Here is a 21689-nt window from a genome sequence, read left to right on the forward strand (position 1 = left end):
CTTATTTATCTTGCATTAACAAGCCGTAATACCCCCACGACTCATGCAAATTTTGCTTTATTTTATTCAAAAAAGAAAAACGGCTGCAATCCAATCGCAACCGTACGACTCATTCCTATGACTTTCCCTTCTTTTCCTTCTCTGCTCGCACGAATTCATGAAACATTTTCATCAATGCCCGCTTCTCAATTCGGGAGACATAACTTCTTGAAATACCAAGTTCTTTTGCAATTTCCCGTTGTGTTTTTTCCTTATCAAGACCAAGGCCAAATCGATTTACAATCACATCTTTCTCTCGCTCATCTAAAATATCTATATACTCTTTAATCTTTTCCAGTTCCATACTGAGCTGAATCATATCAATTACATCTTCTGCTTCAGATTTTAAAATATCTATCAAAGATATTTCATTTCCTTCCTTGTCCTGTCCAATCGGGTCATGAAGTGATACGTCTTTTTTTGTTTTCTTTAACACACGCAGATGCATTAAAATTTCATTTTCAATACAGCGAGCTGCATATGTTGCCAATTTCGTCCCTTTCCCTGGAGAATAGCTTTCAATTGCTTTAATCAGCCCAATCGTTCCAATAGAAATTAAATCTTCCGAATCTTCGCCTGTGTTTTCAAACTTTTTAACAATATGCGCTACAAGTCTTAAATTGTGTTCAATTAAAAGATTCCTCGCATGTGCATCTCCTTGCCCCATAAGTTCTAAATACTTTTTTTCATCATCTGGTGATAACGGCTGTGGAAATGCATTATTTTTGACATAAGAAACAAATACAAACACTTCGCGAATCATGTATCCAATTGCGGCGAACAGACTCAAACTCTTCACCTCCGCAAAAATAATGGTCTTTACTATATGTATGTGGGCGTGTGATTGTTTGTGTCTGTACCTACCTAAGAATAACGATACACTAAAAAAATTCTTACGTCATAACCGCAAGAATTTTTTACGACTAATCCCGTTTACTCCAAATCGCCTCTCCAGTATGCGCGTCAATGTACCGCATTTCCCGTCTCATAAAATAATCGATAGAATAAGCTTCACTTCTCTCTGTTGTCGTTTGCTTATAAATAAGCTCATACTTGGATTGATTATCATCACCAGTATCAAACCACTCCAACTCTACACGAAGTGCATTTTGATATGTTTCTAACGCTTGTTCTTTTCTTACTTTTGCATTGGTTTCATAAACAAGCAGCTCTTCTATCACACTTGGAGACACACCGCTATACATCGTAACATCACCAGTTCCCGCATCTATATGAATCATGACTAATTCACTATTAATCTGAATTCCATTTATATACAAATCAAAGTGAAACCTACCTGAGCTATCCTCTTCATCATAATTGTCCCAAAGACGAAGATATTGTTCAGCATTTGGAATGACTTGTCCTAAAAACTGAAGTGCTTTTTCTAAACATTGTTCTCGCGTTAATGTTTCTTTTCCCTCTTCTTGTCCATGACTAAAATAGTGGAGCAATACATTTGTCTTTTTGTCGATTCTGACCATAACAGGATTTCCATATCGTAATATAAGTAAATGCTTTTTAGAAAAAACATCTAATGAATATTCATTATCTTCCTGTTCACCTTGCAGTGATTCTTTAGGAGCAAACACCATCTTTTTCTCTGTATCAGAATCTTCTTCAGACACTTTCACAAGACCTCTCTCTTCCAATGCAAGTAAACTATATATATCTGTTTCTGGGGTTTGCTTATACTTCGGCGCACTTACTGCAATCGTAGGAGCTGATTCATAATGGCTCTTATCATGTTTGTCCTTTCCTGTACACGCATCAATAAAAGCAATTGATGGTACCGGTTCATAAACCAGTCGGTATCCGCTTGCTTCTTTTCCACTCTCATATTCATATAATTCAGGAAGTAGGTGTGCAAACACCAGTCTCATATCTTGTCTCTTTTTCAATTGCTGCACTACTATTTCTTTTTCTACAATTGACGCTGGCCACACTGGCTTTTCTTTCACTCCATGGTTACGAAACTTTATAATTCTTCCATATGGATGGATACGCACTTTACAACCTGTATGCGGTAAAGAATAACCATTCACTTCTTGAGAATAATGGACCTCTTGCTTTCCACGCCATTCTTTCACATAAACCACTGTATAGGCTTCATATGACTGCGGAATATATTGCTTTATAAATGAATCAGCTATTTCTTTTGCTTTTTTTGCACGCATTACTTCATCACTGTTTTGAAAAAATTCTTCATCATCTATATCTAACTCAATCAACTCACCTGTATATCTATTTAAGCAAATACGTATTTGTTTCTCATTGTTATCTTGATGTTCCCAAAATAATAAATGAAAGGGTTCATTTACTGTTTTATCATCTACGACAAGATTATATTCATTCGAAATTTCGATGATATGGGCGACTTGCCTTTTTCGTTCTTCATTCGTTTTATTCATTAAACACTCTCCCTTCTTTTCACGCTGTAAATTATACCATATTTTCCCATGAGAAATTACAAAAAGACAGCTAGAACAATCTAGCTGTTTTACTTACTTCGTTTCACGATGCAGTGTTACTCGCTTTAATCGTGGACAATATTTTTTTAGTTCAATCCGCTCTGGGTTATTTCGTTTATTCTTCTTCGAAATATAATTGCGATCGCCGCACTCTGTACAGGCTAATGTAATATTTACACGCATATTTTCATCTCCCACTTATAACTCCCGCAAATAAAACGTAATGATTGCGATTTATTTATTAAATGCTATGATTCGATTTGTCAATGACACTATAAAAATACATCTTACCTCTCCATTTCAAGATGTACTTACTAGTAATCATTCTAAAAAGACAAAAAGCTGAAACAATTAGTTCATACGAAGTACACATCAATCTATTAATATTGAAGTGTACATAGTAACCTTACTAACAATTCACTTTATTGATATATGAACGCTATTTGTAAAGGAGGCGAAAAAAATGAAAACAAGCTATCGTTTTATGATCTCATCATTTGCAGCATGTGCTTACATGGTTTGGTATTTAGTGTGAAAAACAACCTGATTTGTAAATCTGAAAAGGTGTGTATATAAATGGAATATAATCAATCAACCGTTAACTATTGGAAAGCATTTGTATTACCTTATACATTTGCCCTAGAAGAGTTAAAAACAAAATTCGAAATTATGAACCGGGAAGCTCAATTTTTAGAAGACTATAACCCGTTTGAACATATAAAAACAAGATTAAAACAACCTGACAGTATTATAAAAAAGCTTGAGCGAAAGAATTTAGCACCAACGATTAAGAACGCTCAAACTCATTTACAAGATATTATTGGTATTCGTATTACATGTTGCTTTGTAGAAGATATTTACTACTTAAAGCAAGTAATCGAAAATCGTGAGGATATGGAAATTGTAGAGGTAAAAGACTACATTGCAAATCCAAAGCAAAATGGTTATAAAAGCCTGCATATGATTATTAAGTACCCATTAGCATTAAATTCAGGTACAAAAGACGTCTTTGCTGAAATTCAATTACGTACACTTGCTATGGACTTTTGGGCAAGCTTAGAGCATAAACTCTATTACAAATATGAAGGAAATATTCCCGATTATTTAAAGAGTGAACTTCATGATGCAGCAATAAAAGCGGAAGAGCTTGATAATAAAATGGCTACAATCCGTCAAGATATCGATGAGATTGAAGCTTGTTCACAACAAATTTTATTACCACTATAAAAAGAAAGGTTCTCTTTATACGAGAACCTTTCTTCATTTCTTTTCTATCACACGAACCTCTTCTATTTTCCAATTCTCATCTTCTTTTCCGAGTGCATAACGTACCTTTTTCTGAAGAGATTCACCATTTCTTGTTTCTTTTTCTTCCGTTTCAGCTACAACATAACTCTCCTTAACATTTTTCACCTGTATATTATTTAACTCAACTTTTCTATTTTCTCTCTGAAATTCGGCTTCTTTTTGCGTTCGCAAATCTTCAGCACCTACAATTTTTGTCGAGAACAATGCCATATGTTGTTCAAAGTTTTTTTCATTTGTCGTTTGGATAAATGTCTCAATGACTGTTCGAATCGCTTGTTCGTCTTCTTTTGTTACATTTATCTTAGCTTCTTGGTGTGCTATTACTTTGTTATTTATATCCTTCTCTTGACTTTCTTGTTCCGACTGACATCCTACTAGTAATAACCCAAATGCAGCGAAAACACCTAGTTTCTTAATGAATTGTTGCATCATACATCCCTCCAAAAAGAAAAAGCGAGGCAAACCGCCTCGCTTTCTTTCACTATTAGCGTCTACCTTTATTAGGGTCACCGCCACCAACAATATCAAAGACACGTTTTGCTAAGTTTGTATTTTCTTGAACACCAGAGAATAAGTACTTACCTGGTCCAAATGCATATACATTCACATCTTCACCGGTATGTCCTCCTGTTGTCCAACCTGTGAATGAACGTTTATTAAAGATTTCTTCAATTGCATTATCAATTTTTGTTACATCTTTTGATGGAGCGATGTCATTTACAGATTTAATTTCTTCTGGTGTTAATTGTAAATCAATGTATTTTTTCAATGTTTCTTCTACATTTGCACCTTTTGCAATTTCATTTGCCATAAAGTCTGGTGTACGTTTTGCAGCTTTTAGTGCATTTGCATTAAAGTTATATTCACCGTTTACACCAAGAGAGAATCCACCTGTAGCATGGTCAGCTGTAGCAACAACTAATGTATGCTTGTCTTTTTTCGCAAATTCAATTGCTGCTTTAAACGCTTTTTCAAAGTCTTCCATTTCACTCATAGCGCCAACGACATCGTTATCATGTCCAGCCCAGTCAATTTGGCTACCTTCAACCATTAAGAAGAATCCTTTGTCATTTTTATTTAAACGATCGATTGCTACATTTGTCATTTCTTCTAATGAAGGTGTTTTTTCAGTACGGTCAATCATTTTATCTAAGCCACCTGGTGCAAATAACCCAAGAATTTGATCATTTTTATCATTTAATAATTGCTCACGATCTGTTACATAGCTATAACCAGATTTCTTAAATTCTTCTGTAAGGTTGCGATCTTTTCTCACAAAGTTATTTACACCACCGCCGAGAAGAACATCTACTTTATGCTTTCCGTTAATTTTTTCATCAAAGTAGTCATTTGCAATAGCATCCATATTTTTACGACTAATATCATGAGCACCGAAAGCCGCTGGTGTTGCATGTGTAATTTCCGAGGTTGCAACTAAACCTGTTGATTTCCCTTTCTCTTTCGCCTGCTCTAGGACTGTTTTTACTTCTGTCTTGTCATTATCAACCGCAATTGCCGCATTATATGTTTTTATTCCTGCTGACATCGCCGTTGCTGCAGAAGCGGAATCCGTAATATTTTGGTGTTCATCTTCCGGATACGTTAGTTGTGTCCCAACAAGATGCTTATCAAATTCTGTTTTTTCCATTTCAAACGTTTTTGGATTGTCTTTCATATAGCGATGAGCAGTCATATACGAAGGTCCCATGCCATCCCCAATTAAAACAATTACGTTCTTAATTTTTGCATTGTTTTCTGTTCCGTCTGCCTTAATCACATCTGAACGTGTAACGCCCCACGTTACTACCGAAGTAAGTGCTAACGATGTAACAACTGCAAATGGCCATGCTTTCTTCATGAACTTTTTCACTTTTAACGTCCCCCTAATAGATTATTAAGTTTCCACTACCCAATTTAAAGGAAAACTATTAAGGAAAAGTTTGTTATATGTAAATCTTTTGTTAAGTTATGTAAATTTTCGTTATAATTTGTATATTCTTGTCTTATGGCATCAAGTTCGATCCCCTTTACAAAATATACGTCAAAGGATGTGGATTTCGATGAATTAAAAACAGCGACTTTACATTCTAGCTATTAATATCCGAATATTTACTTTTTTCATGATAAAATATTTTTAATAAGTTAGAAATGTGGTGATTCTATATGGAGATACAACAACTAAATAAATCTAATATTCCTGATCTACTTTCCCTTTGCAAGGCTGTAGGATGGTTACAGCATGAATCATTTATGAAAACACAATTTGAAATGTATCTTTCAGTAGGAACGCTATTTGGGTGTATACATAATAAAACGCTAATTGCCGCTGGCGGGGTATTTCCTTTTGAGTCTGGTTTTTCATCTATCGGTATGTTAATCGTTCATCCTAACTTTCAGAAACAAGGACTTGGCCGTATGTTATTGGATACTTGCACACAAATAGCACCAGCTTCACTTCCTATTATGCTCATCGCAACAGACGTTGGCGTACCTTTATATCAATCAAATGGTTTTACGACAACCACAACGATCCATCGCTTTGAAAAACTTGTTACACATACACCTATAAATACTTCTCATTTGAAACAAGTTCATCTACATGATCTTGAATCTCTCATTAAACTCGATCAAATAGCAACCGGTGCACACCGCTCGCACCTCTATTCGCTATTACTAAATAGAGCAACATTCGCATTCAAAATAGAAAGAAACGATAGAATAGAAGCTTTCGCATTATGCATTCAAAAAGGCGATACACTCTGCGTAACACCTCTTATCGCCAATCATGAAGAAGATGCTATACATGTATTACAAACGATTTGCAAAACCTGGAACGGAACAATTCGTATTGATATTCCGCATTCACAATTTACATTTCGTGAATACCTTCAAACAGAAAATTTCCAGGAAACACTTCTTTCACCTCTTATGATAAAAAATGGAAGTCGTCTTTCTGGAAATCGTAATATATTGTTTGCTATGATGGATACAGCGGTATGTTAGAAAGGGGACACCTATTTGAACCGGCTTAAATATTTTATGGTGAGTTGCCTTACTCTTACATTATTAGTGGGATGCAGTGCAACAGAAAAACCAGCAGAACAAGTGAAACAAGTAAAAGATACAATTGCAACCAGATTGACTACAGATGAAAAAATGATCGAAATAGATGGACAAACCATTTACTTTAAACAAATCGGTAAAAAAAAGCCACCGTTACTTATGCTTCATGGGTTTGGCGGATCATCCAACGGCTTTCGTGATATTTATTCAGAGTTAGCAAAAGATCATACGATTATTTCCGTTGATGTTTTAGGATTTGGACGCTCTTCCAAACCGATGGATTTTCCATATTCTTTTCCCAATCACGCAAACTTATATTATAAATTAATGAAAAAACTAGGCTATAATACATTTTCAATACTTGGTCACTCCATGGGAGGAGAAATTTCTCTTAATTTAACATACTTATATCCAGATGCAGTTACCCATCTCATTTTAACGGATGCTACAGGGGCCGGATCACTAACGAATAGAAAAGGATCACCTAAGCCACAGTTATCAAATGATTTACATACTGTTTCTTCTATTACGGATTATGATGAAAGCAAAGTAAAATTTAAGCGTGATGATACAGAGCATTATGCACAAATGAAAATGTGGCCCAGACGTCTTAAGATTAATGCGAGTGAAATCAAACTTCCAACCTTAATTATTTGGGGTAGAAATGACGATAGTGTTTCATGGAAAGAAGGAGAGTCCTACCACCAGTTCTTAAAAAACAGCAGCTTCCATATTATAGAAAAGGGCTATCACGCTCCATTTCGGCAAGAACCGAAAGAATTTATGGGATATGTAAAAGAATTCTTTGAAAAAGATCCGATTCAAACAACGAAGTAACAAAAACGGGTACCTCACCTTTTGAGATACCCGTTTTATATCTTAAGCAGCTTGCTTTTGTCGTTTTTGACTTTTCGATCCTAATAATTTTGGTACAATCCAGCCATCAATTCCAAGTTTTCCTGCATTCATACCAGCAACAAGAATGAACATAGACAAGATTACCATTTGTGGATTCACACCTAGAGACCCACTAAACATATAGGAAAAGTTCATTACAAGACCAAAAAATACAGCTGTTTTTGTTAAACAACCTACAATTAAACCTATTCCGACTAAAATTTCTCCCCATGTTACGAGTGTGTTAAACAAATCAACATTCGGAATTGCAAAATCTTGTAAAAATGATGCCCACCAAGATTGTACTGCTGGTTGTGCTCCTTTTGATTTTTCAATTGCTCCTTGTAAATACCCTGTTGCATCAAATCCAGTTCCTTTTAGTTTACCAATCCCCGCCATCAACCACGTATATCCAAGATAAATACGTAAGACCGCTAATACAACCGAAACTGCTTTGTTTTCTCTCAAAAATTGAATAACCATATAGTCCTCCTAGGATTGTAATCAAGTTAGTTACAGTATTATAATAACATTAGTTACTAATTTTCCATTCGTTAATTATGAATATTTCATGACAATTACATAGAATGTTTTAAACTAATAATTTTATAGTTACTTTCATTATCCCGTAAAAACTTGAACATATCATACCACAATTGAAAATGATTTTCACTAATATTTTTGTAAAAAATTTGTGTAGTCAATATGAAACGCGCTTACTAATGCAATATTCAACTTAACTCCTCTTCACTATTGCTATAATTCTATTTCGTATATTCCCGTCTCTTCTAAAAAATCCTCTCTCGTTAATACTTGCTTCTTCACATGCTGCCTATATGCTGTGATCGTCCCATCATGAGAAACGATACAAATTCTTTCAGCATGTAGCGTATAACACCACTTTATGAAATAATCAGCTCTATTACGAAACTCATTCTCCGAAATTGTATTGATTCCATTGGTCCATAACAATTTATTTTTACTTTCTTCTACCGAAAAATGTGGAAAGGAATTTTGAATCTTTCTTTGACTAAACATACGGTCACAGGGTAATGTTCCCGTGCCTTCACGATATGGAAAAATACGAGGAGAAATAAGAGGATGGGTTAATTTGCGACAAGATACTTGCTCGCTCCATATCGTCGCAGTCTGCAATGTTCGAAGTGTTGGACTGGCTATCACTATATCTGTGTCTTGCAGTGGTAAACTTCTTTGAAGCAATCCTGCTTGTTTTCCCCCTTTTTTCGTTAAAGATGGGTGCTCTACTTGCAAGCTCGTAGGTAAACCTTTTGTATGCTCTCCTTCACCGTGTCTTACAAAAATAAGTTTCATAGATAAGGTCCTTTCTCCTATCTTTCTTTTGCTACATATCCTCTTATACTTCTTTGTATGTCTGTTTCTTCCTTCGAACATCTTCTTTTTCAATTTGAATTTTTTGTAATTTCTTTGCTTACTACCTAAAACTAAAAAGGATTTATCATTTATTTAACAAATACAGTAAATGATATAAATATTGAATCGTGCTTTATTTTAACTCATGATTTTCCTCTGAAATGGTTATAGTAACAAAGGATAAAAAGATAATTGAGGAGGATACATCCATGAGCAACTCAAATGATTTTTTAGAAACGTTACACGAGAAACAAGAGAAAGATGAAAAAAACAGACAACACCAAGGTAAAGGAAATCCAGGCAAAAAAAAGCCAAATAAAACACACAAATAAAGTGCCATCGTAGTAAGGAAAAACACCCCTTGTTTCCAAATTGGATACAAAGAGGTGTTTTTCTTTAAGTACAAAAGTGTTTTATCTCTAAGGATAAAGAACTAGAATTCCTATCTATTCTTGTATAGAAACAACATCTTCCCAATCAAATTTCTCATAATACCCCACTGGTACATCTATATTTTCAATCCATTTCTTCGCTTTCGATCCATCCCCATTCGCAACCCACATATCCGCTTGTTTACGATCAGAACGCATCCATGTCAGCTGATTTTCACGTTTTATATAGAGCGGATTGTAATCTCCATATTTTTTTGGAGGAGTTGTAATTTGACGCTGTCGATTTGTTTGAATATTTACTTGGTATAAAGAAGGTAATGACCTTTTTTCTTGTTCGTTTGACCATTCCATTTCCTTCGCCCTTGAAAGCGTAATCAGTTCATTACTATTCCATGTAAAATCCCAATCGACATACCCTTTTGGAGTGAAGGTATCTTGCTGAAGAACAGGTAACTCTTTTACTTTCAAATGTTTATTTTCTATCGCAAATCTTCCACTTCCCTCTATGTAAGCTAGTACATTTTTCAATGGATTCCATTGAAACCATTTCTTATTTAGCAGCATTTCATCTACCATTTCAAAGCGACTTCCATCTGCTTTCAAAAGACAAAGTGTATTACTATCCGTAGACCATGAAGCAGTTGGAACCGCTAAAAATGCAATCCATTTCTGATTTTGAGACCACTTAAATCCGCTTGCAACATAACCTAGAAAAGAATCATGTTCGCTCGGCAATGAGTACAGGTGCTTCATTTTATGTGGATCCATCTCAGCATCAACTTGTACTTCATATAGCTGCGCTCCTGTCCATCCTGTCGGAAGTAAATGAGCAGTAGAGGACACAAGAAATTTCTTCCCATCTGGATACCATGCATAATCTCCCACACCTGACGATACATTTTCAAAGGTTGCATTGTTTTTTTCTGTATCAAATGTGTTTAATGTGCTGGTAAATTCAAATGCAATTGTATTTTCTTCCGGTGACCATTGGTAGTTTGTTGCTTCCTCTTGAAATGGGATAATCTTTTTCCCATCAGCCACTCGGTACAACTCGAGCCGCTGTTTTTCTTCCCCTTTAGCATATGCAATCCATTTTCCATCATGTGACCATTTGGGTTTTGTTATATACTCCACTTTTGTGATTTGTTGTTCTTTCCCACCTATCTTTATCCAAAGGTCATGATTACGAATAAAAGCGACTTTAAGTTGCTTACTCTCCGCAGTGCCAATTGATATCATAAGAAAAAATAAAAATACAGATACGCAGCAACTCGCCATAATTTTTTTCACTGTATAATCCCACCCTGTTCATTTTTCATAGCATTCCTCGAATCAAATCCAACATATACGAATTTCATTAAAATCCAACAAAATATCATTTTGATTTACGATATTCCCCAAGAAATTTTTAAAATAGTTTAAATCCCGAGAGGATTACACGGAATCTTGTCGAATTTATGATTCAACCAGCATCCTTTTTGTTTTTTCTGAAACAAATACGAGAAAATTAGCGATACATTTTGAGACAGTTGGTACATGATAGTAGGCGAGTTTCGACGAAAAAACTACATCAGCGTTACCGCATAATAATCCCCCCACTAATAAAAGTTTCACTTTCACTGTTGACAACTTTCAATTAATAGTTTTATAATACAAAACATAGTTTAGTTGAACGAATTATAAACAAGCTTTGAAGGAATCATAGTAGCGACTTATATCCCTGTCTCAGAGAACTGATGGTTGGTGCGAATCAGTACATATACAAGCGTGAATTACAATTCTGGAGCTTCTTTCCCGTAGTGCCGTACTGGCATGAAGAGAAAGACGGATCTTTCCGTTATCTTAAAGTGAGTGGTAAACAATTTTTCTGTTTACAAGTAGGGTGGTACCGCGATTTCTATCGTCCCTATCGGAAAATCCGATAGGGGCTTTTTTGCGTCCTCCCCTTTTAAACAATTTCATATATTACGCGTTGAAAGAATCACAGTAGTAACTTATATCCCTGTTTTAGAGAGCTGATGGTTGGTGCGAATCAGTACATATACAAGTGCGAATTACAATTCTGGAGCTTCTTTTTCGTAGTGCCGTACTGGCATGAAGGAAAAGACGGATTTTTTTCCGTTATCATAAGTGAGAAGTAAGCACATGATTGCTTACAAGTAGGGTGGTACCGCGATTTTTTCGCCCCTATCGGATTTTCCGATAGGGGCTTTTTCTATTTCTCACAAAAGAAAATATTAAATAATTCCGAATCTTATGATAAAATTTTATAAGCGCTTACAATTGTTGAAAGGGGGTGATTTATGTCATACGGAACATAATAATTTTTACAGATAAAAAGGAGGATGTCTTAATGACAAAGAAAACAGAAATCCCATCACATTTAAAACCATTTGTATCCACGCAGCATTACGATCAATACACACCAATTAACCATGCTGTTTGGCGTTACATTATGAGACAAAATCATAGCTTTTTAAAAGATGTTGCGCATCCAGCCTATGTAAACGGACTACAATCATCTGGTATTAATATAGATGCAATTCCAAAGGTTGAAGAAATGAATGAATGCCTAGCTCCAAGCGGCTGGGGCGCAGTAACAATTGACGGACTTATTCCTGGCGTAGCATTTTTTGATTTCCAAGGACATGGTTTATTACCGATTGCAACAGATATTCGTAAAGTAGAAAACATCGAGTATACACCAGCACCCGATATCGTTCATGAAGCAGCTGGCCATGCGCCGATTTTGCTTGATTCTACATATGCAAAATATGTAAAACGATTTGGACAAATTGGAGCGAAAGCATTCTCAACAAAAGAGGAACACGATGCTTTTGAAGCTGTACGTACGTTAACAATTGTGAAAGAAAGTCCTACTTCTACACCTGAAGAAGTGGCAGCTGCTGAAAACGAAGTAATCGAAAAGCAAAAACTTGTTTCTGGCTTATCAGAAGCAGAACAAATTTCTCGTCTCTTCTGGTGGACAGTAGAATACGGATTAATTGGAGATATAGATAACCCGAAAATTTACGGTGCTGGTCTTCTTTCCTCCGTTGGTGAAAGCAAACATTGCTTAACAGACGCTGTAGAAAAAGTTCCATTCTCAATCGAAGCTTGTACAAAAACAACTTATGATGTTACAAAGATGCAACCTCAGCTATTTGTATGCAATTCATTTGAAGAGTTAACAGAGGCACTTGAAAACTTCTCTGAAACAATGGCTTTCAAGACGGGTGGTACAGAAGGATTAGAAAAAGCCATTCGCTCTGAAAACACTGCAACTGCTGAACTAAGTAGTGGATTACAAATTACAGGTACATTTGCAGAAACAATTCAAAATGATGCGGGTGAAGTGATTTACATGAAAACAAATACACCAACAGCATTAGCACTAAATAATAAACAATTACCGAATCATTCTACAGCTGTACATCAAGATGGCTTTGGTACGCCAGTTGGATTGTTAGAAAATAATATCGCATTAGAAGCTTGTACAGATGCAGAGTTACAATCATTAGGTATTATCATTGGTAATACGATTGAACTTTCCTTTGCAAGTGACGTACACGTAAAAGGTACTGTAACGGACATTGTGAAAAACGAAGAAAAAGTGGCAATTATTTCATTTACAGATTGCACAGTCACTTGGAAAGATCGTTTATTATTTGATGCTTCATGGGGCGCATTTGATATGGCGGTTGGTTCAAAAATCACTTCCGTATTCCCTGGTGCAGCAGATGCAGCCGCATTCTTCCCAATGGATGAAGAAGTAGAAGAAAAACCAGCACCACTTACATTAACTGAGCTTGATCGTATGTATCAAACGGTTCGTGATATTCGAAACGAAGAAGTATTACAAGATTCACATGTAGAACAGCTAGTAGCAATTCAACAAGTTCTGAATCAGTTCTACGAAAAAGAATGGTTGCTTCGTCTTGAAATTTTAGAATTACTTTTAGAGCATAACAAAGGACATGAAACATCTGCTGCATTATTACAACAGCTCTCAAATTTCACAGAAAATGAATCTGTAAAACGTCTAATTAACAACGGTCTTTCTTTACTTCCAATAAAGGATGTGAAAAATAATGCAACGACTAACAGATGAAGAAGTTCAAGAGGAATTAATGAAGTTGGATAAATGGACAGTGAAAGATGAAAAATGGATTGAAAGAAAATATATGTTTTCCGACTACTTAAAAGGTGTCGAATTTGTCTCTGAAGCCGCCAAACTATCAGAAGAACATAATCACCACCCATTTATCCTTATCCAGTATAAAGCAGTTATTATTACTTTGTCATCATGGAATGCAAAAGGCTTAACAAAACTTGATTTTGAGCTTGCAAAACAATTTAATGAACTCTTTTTACAAAATGAAAAAGCGATTGTAAGAAAATGAAAAATAAAAGGGAAGCCTAAACATAGGCTTCCCTTTCTCTTCCGATAAAGTGAAACTTTAATCAGTGGGGGGGGGGCTCTTCATCCCCCACTGATTATTAGCCTTCACCAATCGGACTTTTATGGACAGTTTATCCCCCACCTAATCTTCTTGACTTCCTGCCGAATTTTGAAGTGGGGGTATTACTGCCCGCAAATAGCGGGATAAATGAAATACAATAACCGAATGGGTTTCCCATTTGTAATACCCATCTTTGTGTGTAGCAATTGTGCCAATATATTTTAAGCTTTCACACATTTATGTTAGTCTTTTTTCAATACAGTTGCTTTTAAGAAATTATCTACAAAGCCGTCAGCTTTTGCAACAAATAAGTAAAGACCCATTGCTAATAATGCAAGTTCTAACTCAAATCCAGGATTCTTTCCATCTCCTAGTAAACCAGCTGACCATTTCACTTTTACAATTGCTCCAACCATAACTACTGCAAATAATAATCCAATATATCTTACACCTAAACCGACAATTAATAATAGACCACCAACTAGTTCCATTGTTGCTACGCCGTATGCAAGACCACCTGGTAAGCCAATACTTGTAAACCATCCTGCAATATTGTCAATTCCCGATTGGAATTTTGTTAAACCGTGCATGAAGAACGTTACCCCTAACACGATACGAATAATTAAGTTACCAATATGTTGATTCATTTCTTTCTCTCCTTTATAGTTTTGTTATATAAAACTTTTATTCACATTAAGAAACATACAATAAATTTTTTTATTCGTCAATTCATTTTTCTTGAGAAAAAATGAACAATATTTGCTATGATACAAATAGTTGTTTACAAAAAGGAGCTTGATTAGTATGAATATCGGTTCTTCAATACGTGAAATTCGTCAGCGTAGAGGCATAACAATTGCTCAAATTTGTGAAGGAACAGGACTTTCTAAAGGTTTTATGAGCCAGGTCGAGAATAATAAGACATCCCCATCCATCTCAACTTTAGAAACAATTGCTAATTTCTTAAACGTTCCCCTCCCTTATTTGTTACTTGAGCAAAAAGATCGCCTGAAAATTATAAAAAAAGAAGAACGAAAATACAGTGTGTATGGAAAAGACCAGCAGAAAATTGAGCACGTTGCTGAACAAGGGGGTCTTCGTTTATCATTAGTAGAAATCCCTGTCGGTTTCCCTAAAGAAAACACACCAAATGCTCACGAAGGCGAAGAATGCCATCTTGTTTTACGAGGAAAATTAGAAGTGCAGCACGGAGAAGATATTGTAATTGTGGGAGAAGGAGACTCATTTTCTTGGAATGCATGTGTTCCACATATTGTACGTAATATTGGTGAAGAATCCGCATTATTACTCATCTCTAGCCACGCAGAAAATCGGAAACGTGTATACTAAAAAGCATTGCAAACATATTGTTTGCAATGCTTTTTTTATTTTGCACAAACGTTACATTATATGTAAACAATATAAAGTGAAACTTTAATCAGCCCGCAAATAGCCGGATAAAAATCCTGTTTTGAAAAAATATCAAAAAAGGTTCAACAATTACTCACGTATAATTCCATGACTTGTTCCTACTAATACCTCTTTCCCCTTTTGATTCCGATAAACCGACTGTATAGCTACTTTTTTATATCCCTCCATTTGTTCAACACTTGTAAGGGTTAACTCACAAGTAATTGTATCCCCTGTAAAAACCGGCCTAATAAACTCACTTCCTAGCTCTCTTGCTATGTAATGTAAATCTCCGCCAATTTTCGTTCCTATACTTGCAGTTAATAAACCATGCACCATTAAGCGTCCTTGCTCATCATGTTCCATATGGTGTCTTCCTTTATCACCTGTGAGATGAGCAAATTCGAGCACCTCTTCTTCTGTAAAAGTTCTTTCATACTTAAACATATCCCCTACTTTTATATTCATGTTATCCCCCTCTTTAATTTCTGAATTTTCTTTACAATTTTACCATACCGAAAAAATAAAATGAATCATAATTCATTTTATTTTCTAGTTATTCTCTCTTTCGCAACTCACTACTTCTTTTTATACAGTAAACATATCATCCTTATATAAGCGGAAAAGGGCTTGCCAACACTGGCAACCCCTTTTTATAGTCTCTTTCATATCAATTACAGTTATCGATGCCCCTCTTTTTTTGCTTCATTATAACCGTAATAAGCACACGTCCCATTTTGCGATAAATCTCGCACCTCAAAACCACAACTCCGATAAAAATCAAAGTTATTAGCAGATGTATGAGCAAACCAATCTCCGTGAGGAAGCTTCTGCATGCAAAGGGCAACAAGTTTTTTTCCTAGTCCTTTTCCTCTATATTCACACTTCACAACTAAATCTACTATATTAGCAACCATGACTTGATCAGAAATCACTCGTACCATTGCAATCATTTCTTCCTCATCCCAAATCGTAAAAGCCCATGTTGAATTTTCAAATGCGATGGTAAATTTTTCGCTTTGCCAAGACGGAATTGGCTGGTTGCTCCAGCCTGCATCTTCAAATAAACTTTTAATTGCATACGCTGGTACACCTGTTGTTCCTTCGCGAATAATAAGACCATTATGATAAATATACATCTAATTCCCCCTTTATTGTTATATAACATTCTTCAGTAGTTAAATATTACCCTTTCCTAAAGGGAAAAAAAGATGGAGAAACCTTTATTACTGCTTTCTTTTACAATGCTCATGATTGCTGTACAAACTAATAGTGGATTACTCTATTATTCGGAACTGGATTTTCCCTCTATTTATTTGCAATGAACCATGTTTCCTTTTCTTCAAGAGAACTAACAATTGTTGTTAAACGTCTTTGTTTACTTCTAGTTTTTATACCAATTTTCATAGATGGTCTCCTACGTAAGCAGCCACACTCTCTCTATTGGAATCGACCATACTGGAACAATACCCTTTCTATGCCATTCATCTGGAGCGGACCTCATAGAGTGAAAATTCGCGTGTTTCTCATCATCGCAATTTCTATCAACATTATCACATTTATACCTTTCCTATTTCAAAAAGGACTTCCTTATATGCAACATATTTTGTTATTTGCTTTATTGTTTTCAATAATCAATGGTGTGTTAGAAGAATGCATTCGGCGAGGGATATTACTGCATCATTTTACAAATCATTTTGGTGAAAGATGGGCTGTTTTTCTGACAAGCCTTGGCTTTGGACTATAGCATTACTCTTTAGGTTTTCCTTGGAATATTTGCACTGCATTCATTTTAGCTGGTGTGTTTTATGGAGGAATTGTTGTAAAGTCAAATAGTATCATTCCAGCTATTATATGGCATGTAGTTCTAAATATATTAATGGTATGTAGTGGACTTATTCTTTAAAAGAGCAGGCTTTAGCCTGTTTTTTTTATTGCATATACAAGTACATCTATGCCATGGAACGATGCTGTTTTTTCATAACTCATCCCTGTTTTTCTAGCAACAAAAATTGAAGATGGATGATCGGGATTAATAAGAGAAATAAGCTTATTTAGCCTTAATGCTTGAAAGCCATAATCTCGAAAAGCTGTCGCCGCTTCCTTTGCATAACCTTTTCCCCAGTACTCTGGAAGCAACCAATAACCAATTTCGATTTCTTCTTTTCCATCTACTTGTTGCCTGACAAGTCCGGCATGACCAATCGGTGTACTTGTATCTTTTTCGATCATGAGAAATAAACCTAGACCGTTTTTATAATTAGGAAAAACCCAGCTTTCAAGACTTTTTTTGCATTGTGTATATGTTTTAGGGGTCCCAGTCCCAATGTAACGCATAACTTTCTCGTTTCCCCATAAAGAAGCGTAAAAATCTAAATCATCCATTGTATATTTACGAAATTGTAACCGGTCTGTATGAAACATCGTCTCCCCCCTTATGGAAATTATAAACAAAAAAAGAACAGTAGTCATTTACAAAGTTGTAAATAACTACTGCATCCATATCATAACTAGTATAAAGAAAACTACAATGAGGGGGGTGTAGGATTTTCACAAGTATACTAGATTATTTATCCCGTTCTAACGGGCGGTAAATCTTCCACTTTGAAAAGTGGAAGATTTACCGCACATAAGAACCTAACATCTGCGGCTATTTATAACTCATTAAATAATTAAAAACGTGCTGTGCTTCTTCCCCACCCATTCTTGCATGCTGAATAAGCGGAATCCCATGTGGACCACGTATATGCATTGCTTCTGGTTGTACATCTAAAATAGCTTGGACAACTTCAAGTTTCCCAAGCATGGCCGCTGCAAAAATGTCCATACGTGCCCCCTTCTCTAATAAATAGGTTGCAATGTCTTTGCGCCCAACATGTGCTGCTGCACCTAAAGCACTTTCCCAGTCATCACCACCCCAATTATAAGAAGCATGGAGTAAGCTTGGGTATTCCGCTAAAAGATCTTGTAATTTTTCAAAATTCCCATGAGCTGCCATAACAAATTCTCTTACTAATTCAGTGGTAATACAATGTTCTGCTTGCATCGCTCTTCTCCTTTTTCACAAATTCGTTTCGGAGTAAAGAATGGTTTTTCGCTTCCTTGAAAAATGTCGACCTCAATTCCGAATACTTGCTGAAACATTTGGTGACACAACACGCATTCTGGTACCCCGTCATATTGAATTTTCCCTTGCTTTAACACCAGTAAACGATCACTATACTGAGCTGCTTGATTAATATCATGAAGAACCATCACAATCGTCATCCCAAATTCTTCATTTAACCGCTTCACGAGTTCCATCACTTCCAACTGATGGACAATATCTAAAAAGGTTGTCGGTTCATCTAGCAAGAGGACATTTGTGCGCTGTGCCAATGTCATAGCAATCCAGGCACGCTGCCGCTCTCCACCCGATAAAGAATGTAAGAGACGATGTTCATATCCTTCTAACTTCGTTACGCCCAATGCCCATTCCACAATATCTTCATCTTCTTTTCCAAAACGACTATTCCATGATTTATGAGGCTGCCTTCCAAACTCTACTAATTCTCGAACTGTTAAATCTAGCTGATGATCATGCATTTGTGGTAACATCGCTAACTTCTTTGCAACATCTGCACTTTTTATCGCATGTATGTTTTTTCCATCCAAAATAATTTCACCAATTCCGGGATCAAGTAATCTCGCTACTAAACGTAATAGTGTAGACTTCCCTGAGCCGTTTGGGCCAATTAAACTAACGATTTCACCGGCTTTAATATGTACATTAATATTTTGAATTTGAAATCGCTCTGAATGTGCATAAGACACCTCTTTAACGGAAAGCACTTTGTTTTCCTCCCCTCTGGATTAAATATAAGAAGAACGGACCACCTAAGAAGGAAAGTAAAATTCCAACAGGCAATTCAATTGGGTCAAACCAGCTCCGAGCTATTGCATCTGCAAAGACAAGTAATACCCCACCACCTAAACAAGATAACGGTAGCAAATACCGATAATCATTTCCGACTAGTAGACGTAACATGTGAGGAACAACGAGTCCGACAAAACCAATCAAACCGGAAACACTAACAGCAATACCAGCTAATAGTGTACTTACAACAATTAAAAAGAAACGACTACGTTCTACATTATGCCCGAGCAATTTTGCCATCTCATCTCCAAGCATAAGAACGCGAATATGTTTAATGCCTATGAAAGCTAAGACAAGAGCGAAAATTGCATAATAAACAATCATATTAAAATGTGCCCAGCTTACACCACCAATTCCACCTGCTAGCCACGGCAGTACGGATTGTACTTTATCACTATGTAATAACATTAACGCTGACGTTGCAGCACCAATTAAAGCGTTAATAGAAACACCGACTAGCACAATGCGAGATGGTGGTGCGCCTTTTTGCCAAGATAGAGCATAAATCACCATTGCTGTTATAAAGGCTCCTAAAAATGCTCCAAGTGGAAGAAACGCCATATGCTGTGGAAATAAAATCATAATAACAATGGCAACAAGTCCTGCTCCTGATGAAACGCCAATAATACCTGGATCAGCAAGTGGATTACGCATGACTCCTTGCAGCAAAGAGCCCGATGCCGCTAAACACATGCCAACTACAAATCCAACAAGCACACGAGGAATACGTAAATCCCATACAATTCGGTGTACAGTTGAATTTTCATCTTGTATTCCTGTTACAATGTCTTGTAATGAAAAGGATAAACTCCCTGCAATAAGTCCATAAAAGAGGGCAAGAGCGGTCAGAGAAACTAAAGTGACCGTTAATATCCATCTTTTCTTTGCAAAAGGATGCGTCTTTTCTTTTACTACTGCATTACTTTGCATGCCCATCATTTCCTTACAGCTTGTATACTTTTATACATAAAATCCATTGCCTCAGTTACCTTTGTTCCTGGATTTGAACCAAATAAATCAGGTGGTAAAATGACAACGCGGTTTTGTTTTACTGCTTCTAAGTTTTTCCACGCTTCATTTTTCATCATTTCCCCTTCAAATGCTTTTTTCACACCTGCAGGATCACCATGTGTAATTAAGAAAATAATATCTGGATTTGCTTCGATAATACGTTCTACACTTAGCTGTGCATATTGCGGATACTCTTTCATTTTTGGGAATTCAGCAGCAATATTTTTCCCGCCCGTTTTCTCTAGAATGTCACCTGATAACGAATTTGGTAATGCTGCTAAATATGTACCTGGTGCTCCGTATACTAGCAATGCTTTTGCATCGCTCTTTTTCTCATATTTTTTCATTTGATCTGTAATGTTTTGATTTAACTCTTTTGCTTTTCCTTCTTTTTGCATTATCGTTCCATACATATCAATACTCCTCTGAATATCTTTTACAGAATTTGCTGAGGAAATCATTACTTTTGTTCCTTGCCCCTCAACTATTGGGATATTTTTTTGAAATCCATTATTCGCTACAAGAAGGTCCGGCTTCAAACTAGCAATTTGTTCAAAGTTTGGCTGATGGGCGTTCCCTATCACTTGTGCACTCTTTACCTCATCAGAAAGTGCTAATTTTGTATCTGGACGACCTATAATTTTACCACCTAATGCATGAATGATGTCCATATCGCCTACACTCAGTGTGGCAAAACTTTGCGGTACCTTATTAAAGACTACTTTTCTGTCTGAGAAATCTGTAATCTCGATTTGCTTTTTTCCTTTTTCTGTTTTTGTTGCAGATGCTTTTTCGTTGTCCTTTGCACTGCAACCAATTAACAAGAAAAAAATAGAAACAATCGCTGTAAACAGCGTTATATATTTTTTCATTTCCCCACCCCTAATTGATAATGACAATCACTAACTACTACTCCACTTTAATTGATAAAGATTATCATTGTCAATATGAAGCGCATACATTTTTAATAAAAATATACAAAAAATAAAAAACACTACTACAAGATACACTCTTTTCGTAGCGTTTTTTACCTATCATGCTTACTCATATTCGCTCTCCTCTAACTGGTCACGTACTTCTTTTGCACGTTTAAAAAAGTAAAATGAGCCTCCTAAAAATGCACCGATCACACCCATCATCGCAAAAAGTTGCATTGTTTCTCTTTCCCCATTCGGAAGCAATAAACCAATCATTAAAAATGCACCAACTGCGAGAAGAACTTGCCCGAAGCGAATATAATCTGCTATTTTCTGCTGTATTTCTTTCATACTTATATCACTCCTCTTTTTAACTGTATCATATTCTAATAGTTTCGTAGGCATGCAAA

25 protein-coding genes and 2 other annotated features are annotated in these 21689 nt (G+C 35.9%); of the genes, 8 read left to right on the plus strand and 17 right to left on the minus strand.

Features of this window, described 5'->3' with window-relative positions; genetic code table 11:
• Positions 1-115: 115 nt before the first annotated feature.
• The 3 genes from sigK to rpmG form a co-directional block, all read right to left on the minus strand.
• Positions 116-829 (minus strand): RNA polymerase sporulation sigma factor SigK, encoded by a 714-nt coding sequence (gene sigK / locus QUF99_RS22770; protein WP_289373090.1) that lies wholly within the window; start codon positions 827-829, stop codon positions 116-118.
• Positions 830-962: 133 nt separating this feature from the next.
• A complete protein-coding gene (locus tag QUF99_RS22775) occupies positions 963-2450 on the minus strand; it encodes a YcdB/YcdC domain-containing protein (protein WP_289373091.1) in 1488 nt (495 codons plus the stop codon).
• Between the two features lie 93 nt (positions 2451-2543).
• The gene (rpmG, locus tag QUF99_RS22780) at positions 2544-2693 is read right to left on the minus strand and encodes a 50S ribosomal protein L33 (protein WP_001265617.1); all 150 of its coding nucleotides are present in this window, start codon (positions 2691-2693) and stop codon (positions 2544-2546) included.
• Positions 2694-3086: 393 nt separating this feature from the next.
• Here rpmG and QUF99_RS22785 point away from each other — a divergent pair, with 393 nt between their 5' ends.
• Positions 3087-3737: a GTP pyrophosphokinase gene (locus tag QUF99_RS22785; RefSeq protein WP_289373092.1), complete on the plus strand. Its 651-nt coding sequence runs from the start codon at positions 3087-3089 to the stop codon at positions 3735-3737.
• Positions 3738-3770: 33 nt separating this feature from the next.
• Here QUF99_RS22785 and QUF99_RS22790 read toward each other — a convergent pair whose 3' ends face one another.
• Both QUF99_RS22790 and QUF99_RS22795 read right to left on the minus strand, forming a co-directional pair.
• Positions 3771-4247, minus strand: coding sequence for a Cif family virulence factor (locus tag QUF99_RS22790; RefSeq protein ID WP_289373094.1), 477 nt, complete (start codon positions 4245-4247; stop codon positions 3771-3773).
• 55 nt (positions 4248-4302) lie between these two features.
• The gene (locus tag QUF99_RS22795) at positions 4303-5688 is read right to left on the minus strand and encodes an alkaline phosphatase (RefSeq protein WP_289373095.1); all 1386 of its coding nucleotides are present in this window, start codon (positions 5686-5688) and stop codon (positions 4303-4305) included.
• 293 nt (positions 5689-5981) lie between these two features.
• Here QUF99_RS22795 and QUF99_RS22800 point away from each other — a divergent pair, with 293 nt between their 5' ends.
• Both QUF99_RS22800 and QUF99_RS22805 read left to right on the plus strand, forming a co-directional pair.
• Entirely contained in the window at positions 5982-6821 is an 840-nt protein-coding gene (locus QUF99_RS22800; RefSeq protein ID WP_289373096.1) for a GNAT family N-acetyltransferase, read from the plus strand.
• 15 nt (positions 6822-6836) lie between these two features.
• Positions 6837-7718, plus strand: a complete 882-nt coding sequence (locus QUF99_RS22805) for an alpha/beta fold hydrolase (RefSeq protein ID WP_289373098.1) — start codon at positions 6837-6839, stop codon at positions 7716-7718.
• 42 nt (positions 7719-7760) lie between these two features.
• On the opposite strand, the gene QUF99_RS22810 is transcribed toward QUF99_RS22805, so the two are convergent.
• Positions 7761-8261: a DoxX family protein gene (locus QUF99_RS22810; RefSeq protein WP_289373101.1), complete on the minus strand. Its 501-nt coding sequence runs from the start codon at positions 8259-8261 to the stop codon at positions 7761-7763.
• Between the two features lie 273 nt (positions 8262-8534).
• The gene (locus QUF99_RS22815; RefSeq protein ID WP_289373102.1) at positions 8535-9110 is read right to left on the minus strand and encodes a histidine phosphatase family protein; all 576 of its coding nucleotides are present in this window, start codon (positions 9108-9110) and stop codon (positions 8535-8537) included.
• Between the two features lie 269 nt (positions 9111-9379).
• On the opposite strand from QUF99_RS22815, the gene QUF99_RS22820 reads away from it, so the two are divergent.
• Positions 9380-9502, plus strand: a complete 123-nt coding sequence (locus tag QUF99_RS22820; RefSeq protein WP_289373104.1) for a DUF4023 domain-containing protein — start codon at positions 9380-9382, stop codon at positions 9500-9502.
• A gap of 114 nt (positions 9503-9616) precedes the next feature.
• Here QUF99_RS22820 and QUF99_RS22825 read toward each other — a convergent pair whose 3' ends face one another.
• Positions 9617-10852 (minus strand): TolB family protein, encoded by a 1236-nt coding sequence (locus tag QUF99_RS22825; protein ID WP_289373106.1) that lies wholly within the window; start codon positions 10850-10852, stop codon positions 9617-9619.
• Between the two features lie 391 nt (positions 10853-11243).
• Positions 11244-11473, plus strand: a binding site (T-box leader).
• Between the two features lie 52 nt (positions 11474-11525).
• Positions 11526-11754, plus strand: a binding site (T-box leader).
• A 161-nt stretch (positions 11755-11915) separates the two neighbouring features.
• On the opposite strand from QUF99_RS22825, the gene QUF99_RS22830 reads away from it, so the two are divergent.
• Positions 11916-13673, plus strand: a complete 1758-nt coding sequence (locus QUF99_RS22830) for an aromatic amino acid hydroxylase (protein WP_289373107.1) — start codon at positions 11916-11918, stop codon at positions 13671-13673.
• Positions 13651-13965: a 4a-hydroxytetrahydrobiopterin dehydratase gene (locus QUF99_RS22835; RefSeq protein WP_289374747.1), complete on the plus strand. Its 315-nt coding sequence runs from the start codon at positions 13651-13653 to the stop codon at positions 13963-13965. Before QUF99_RS22830 ends, QUF99_RS22835 begins: the two co-directional genes overlap by 23 nt.
• 302 nt (positions 13966-14267) lie before the next feature.
• Here the strand turns inward: QUF99_RS22835 and QUF99_RS22840 are convergent, their stop codons facing one another.
• A complete protein-coding gene (locus QUF99_RS22840) occupies positions 14268-14672 on the minus strand; it encodes a DoxX family protein (protein WP_289373109.1) in 405 nt (134 codons plus the stop codon).
• Positions 14673-14829: 157 nt separating this feature from the next.
• On the opposite strand from QUF99_RS22840, the gene QUF99_RS22845 reads away from it, so the two are divergent.
• Positions 14830-15375 (plus strand): helix-turn-helix domain-containing protein, encoded by a 546-nt coding sequence (locus tag QUF99_RS22845; protein ID WP_289373110.1) that lies wholly within the window; start codon positions 14830-14832, stop codon positions 15373-15375.
• A 150-nt stretch (positions 15376-15525) separates the two neighbouring features.
• On the opposite strand, the gene QUF99_RS22850 is transcribed toward QUF99_RS22845, so the two are convergent.
• Both QUF99_RS22850 and QUF99_RS22855 read right to left on the minus strand, forming a co-directional pair.
• On the minus strand, positions 15526-15903 hold the full coding sequence (locus QUF99_RS22850) for a hotdog family protein (RefSeq protein WP_289373112.1): 378 nt from the start codon (positions 15901-15903) through the stop codon (positions 15526-15528).
• 212 nt (positions 15904-16115) lie between these two features.
• Positions 16116-16574, minus strand: a complete 459-nt coding sequence (locus QUF99_RS22855; protein ID WP_289373113.1) for a GNAT family N-acetyltransferase — start codon at positions 16572-16574, stop codon at positions 16116-16118.
• Between the two features lie 368 nt (positions 16575-16942).
• Between QUF99_RS22855 and QUF99_RS22860 the strand changes: the two genes are divergently transcribed.
• On the plus strand, positions 16943-17182 hold the full coding sequence (locus tag QUF99_RS22860; protein ID WP_289373116.1) for a CPBP family intramembrane glutamic endopeptidase: 240 nt from the start codon (positions 16943-16945) through the stop codon (positions 17180-17182).
• Positions 17183-17352: 170 nt separating this feature from the next.
• Here QUF99_RS22860 and QUF99_RS22865 read toward each other — a convergent pair whose 3' ends face one another.
• The 6 genes from QUF99_RS22865 to QUF99_RS22890 form a co-directional block, all read right to left on the minus strand.
• The gene (locus QUF99_RS22865) at positions 17353-17859 is read right to left on the minus strand and encodes a GNAT family N-acetyltransferase (protein WP_289373118.1); all 507 of its coding nucleotides are present in this window, start codon (positions 17857-17859) and stop codon (positions 17353-17355) included.
• Positions 17860-18085: 226 nt separating this feature from the next.
• Positions 18086-18481 carry an ankyrin repeat domain-containing protein gene (locus tag QUF99_RS22870; protein WP_289373120.1) on the minus strand — a complete coding sequence of 132 codons (396 nt, stop codon included), beginning with the start codon at positions 18479-18481 and terminating at the stop codon, positions 18086-18088.
• Entirely contained in the window at positions 18448-19266 is an 819-nt protein-coding gene (locus tag QUF99_RS22875; protein ID WP_289373122.1) for an ABC transporter ATP-binding protein, read from the minus strand. The genes QUF99_RS22870 and QUF99_RS22875 overlap by 34 nt, the downstream gene beginning before the upstream one ends.
• A complete protein-coding gene (locus tag QUF99_RS22880; protein ID WP_289373123.1) occupies positions 19253-20281 on the minus strand; it encodes a FecCD family ABC transporter permease in 1029 nt (342 codons plus the stop codon). The genes QUF99_RS22875 and QUF99_RS22880 overlap by 14 nt, the downstream gene beginning before the upstream one ends.
• 5 nt (positions 20282-20286) lie before the next feature.
• Positions 20287-21234, minus strand: coding sequence for a helical backbone metal receptor (locus QUF99_RS22885; RefSeq protein WP_289373124.1), 948 nt, complete (start codon positions 21232-21234; stop codon positions 20287-20289).
• A 168-nt stretch (positions 21235-21402) separates the two neighbouring features.
• The gene (locus tag QUF99_RS22890) at positions 21403-21630 is read right to left on the minus strand and encodes a YrhC family protein (RefSeq protein WP_289373125.1); all 228 of its coding nucleotides are present in this window, start codon (positions 21628-21630) and stop codon (positions 21403-21405) included.
• Positions 21631-21689: the final 59 nt, after the last annotated feature.

Source organism: Bacillus sp. DX4.1 (assembly GCF_030348195.1).
In the GTDB taxonomy this organism is placed as follows: Bacteria; Bacillota; Bacilli; order Bacillales; family Bacillaceae_G; genus Bacillus_A.

Bases quoted from the DNA above. Each gene is read 5' to 3' on its own strand.
- QUF99_RS22775 (WP_289373091.1), bottom strand. From the start codon at position 2,450: ATGAATAAAACGAATGAAGAACGAAAAAGGCAAGTCGCCCATATCATC.
- rpmG (WP_001265617.1), bottom strand. From the start codon at position 2,693: ATGCGTGTAAATATTACATTAGCCTGTACAGAGTGCGGCGATCGCAAT.
- QUF99_RS22785 (WP_289373092.1), top strand. From the start codon at position 3,087: ATGGAATATAATCAATCAACCGTTAACTATTGGAAAGCATTTGTATTA.
- QUF99_RS22790 (WP_289373094.1), bottom strand. From the start codon at position 4,247: ATGCAACAATTCATTAAGAAACTAGGTGTTTTCGCTGCATTTGGGTTA.
- QUF99_RS22800 (WP_289373096.1), top strand. From the start codon at position 5,982: ATGGAGATACAACAACTAAATAAATCTAATATTCCTGATCTACTTTCC.
- QUF99_RS22810 (WP_289373101.1), bottom strand. From the start codon at position 8,261: ATGGTTATTCAATTTTTGAGAGAAAACAAAGCAGTTTCGGTTGTATTA.
- QUF99_RS22815 (WP_289373102.1), bottom strand. From the start codon at position 9,110: ATGAAACTTATTTTTGTAAGACACGGTGAAGGAGAGCATACAAAAGGT.
- QUF99_RS22820 (WP_289373104.1), top strand. From the start codon at position 9,380: ATGAGCAACTCAAATGATTTTTTAGAAACGTTACACGAGAAACAAGAG.
- QUF99_RS22830 (WP_289373107.1), top strand. From the start codon at position 11,916: ATGACAAAGAAAACAGAAATCCCATCACATTTAAAACCATTTGTATCC.
- QUF99_RS22840 (WP_289373109.1), bottom strand. From the start codon at position 14,672: ATGAATCAACATATTGGTAACTTAATTATTCGTATCGTGTTAGGGGTA.
- QUF99_RS22845 (WP_289373110.1), top strand. From the start codon at position 14,830: ATGAATATCGGTTCTTCAATACGTGAAATTCGTCAGCGTAGAGGCATA.
- QUF99_RS22850 (WP_289373112.1), bottom strand. From the start codon at position 15,903: ATGAATATAAAAGTAGGGGATATGTTTAAGTATGAAAGAACTTTTACA.
- QUF99_RS22855 (WP_289373113.1), bottom strand. From the start codon at position 16,574: ATGTATATTTATCATAATGGTCTTATTATTCGCGAAGGAACAACAGGT.
- QUF99_RS22865 (WP_289373118.1), bottom strand. From the start codon at position 17,859: ATGTTTCATACAGACCGGTTACAATTTCGTAAATATACAATGGATGAT.
- QUF99_RS22870 (WP_289373120.1), bottom strand. From the start codon at position 18,481: ATGCAAGCAGAACATTGTATTACCACTGAATTAGTAAGAGAATTTGTT.
- QUF99_RS22880 (WP_289373123.1), bottom strand. From the start codon at position 20,281: ATGCAAAGTAATGCAGTAGTAAAAGAAAAGACGCATCCTTTTGCAAAG.
- QUF99_RS22885 (WP_289373124.1), bottom strand. From the start codon at position 21,234: ATGAAAAAATATATAACGCTGTTTACAGCGATTGTTTCTATTTTTTTC.
- QUF99_RS22890 (WP_289373125.1), bottom strand. From the start codon at position 21,630: ATGAAAGAAATACAGCAGAAAATAGCAGATTATATTCGCTTCGGGCAA.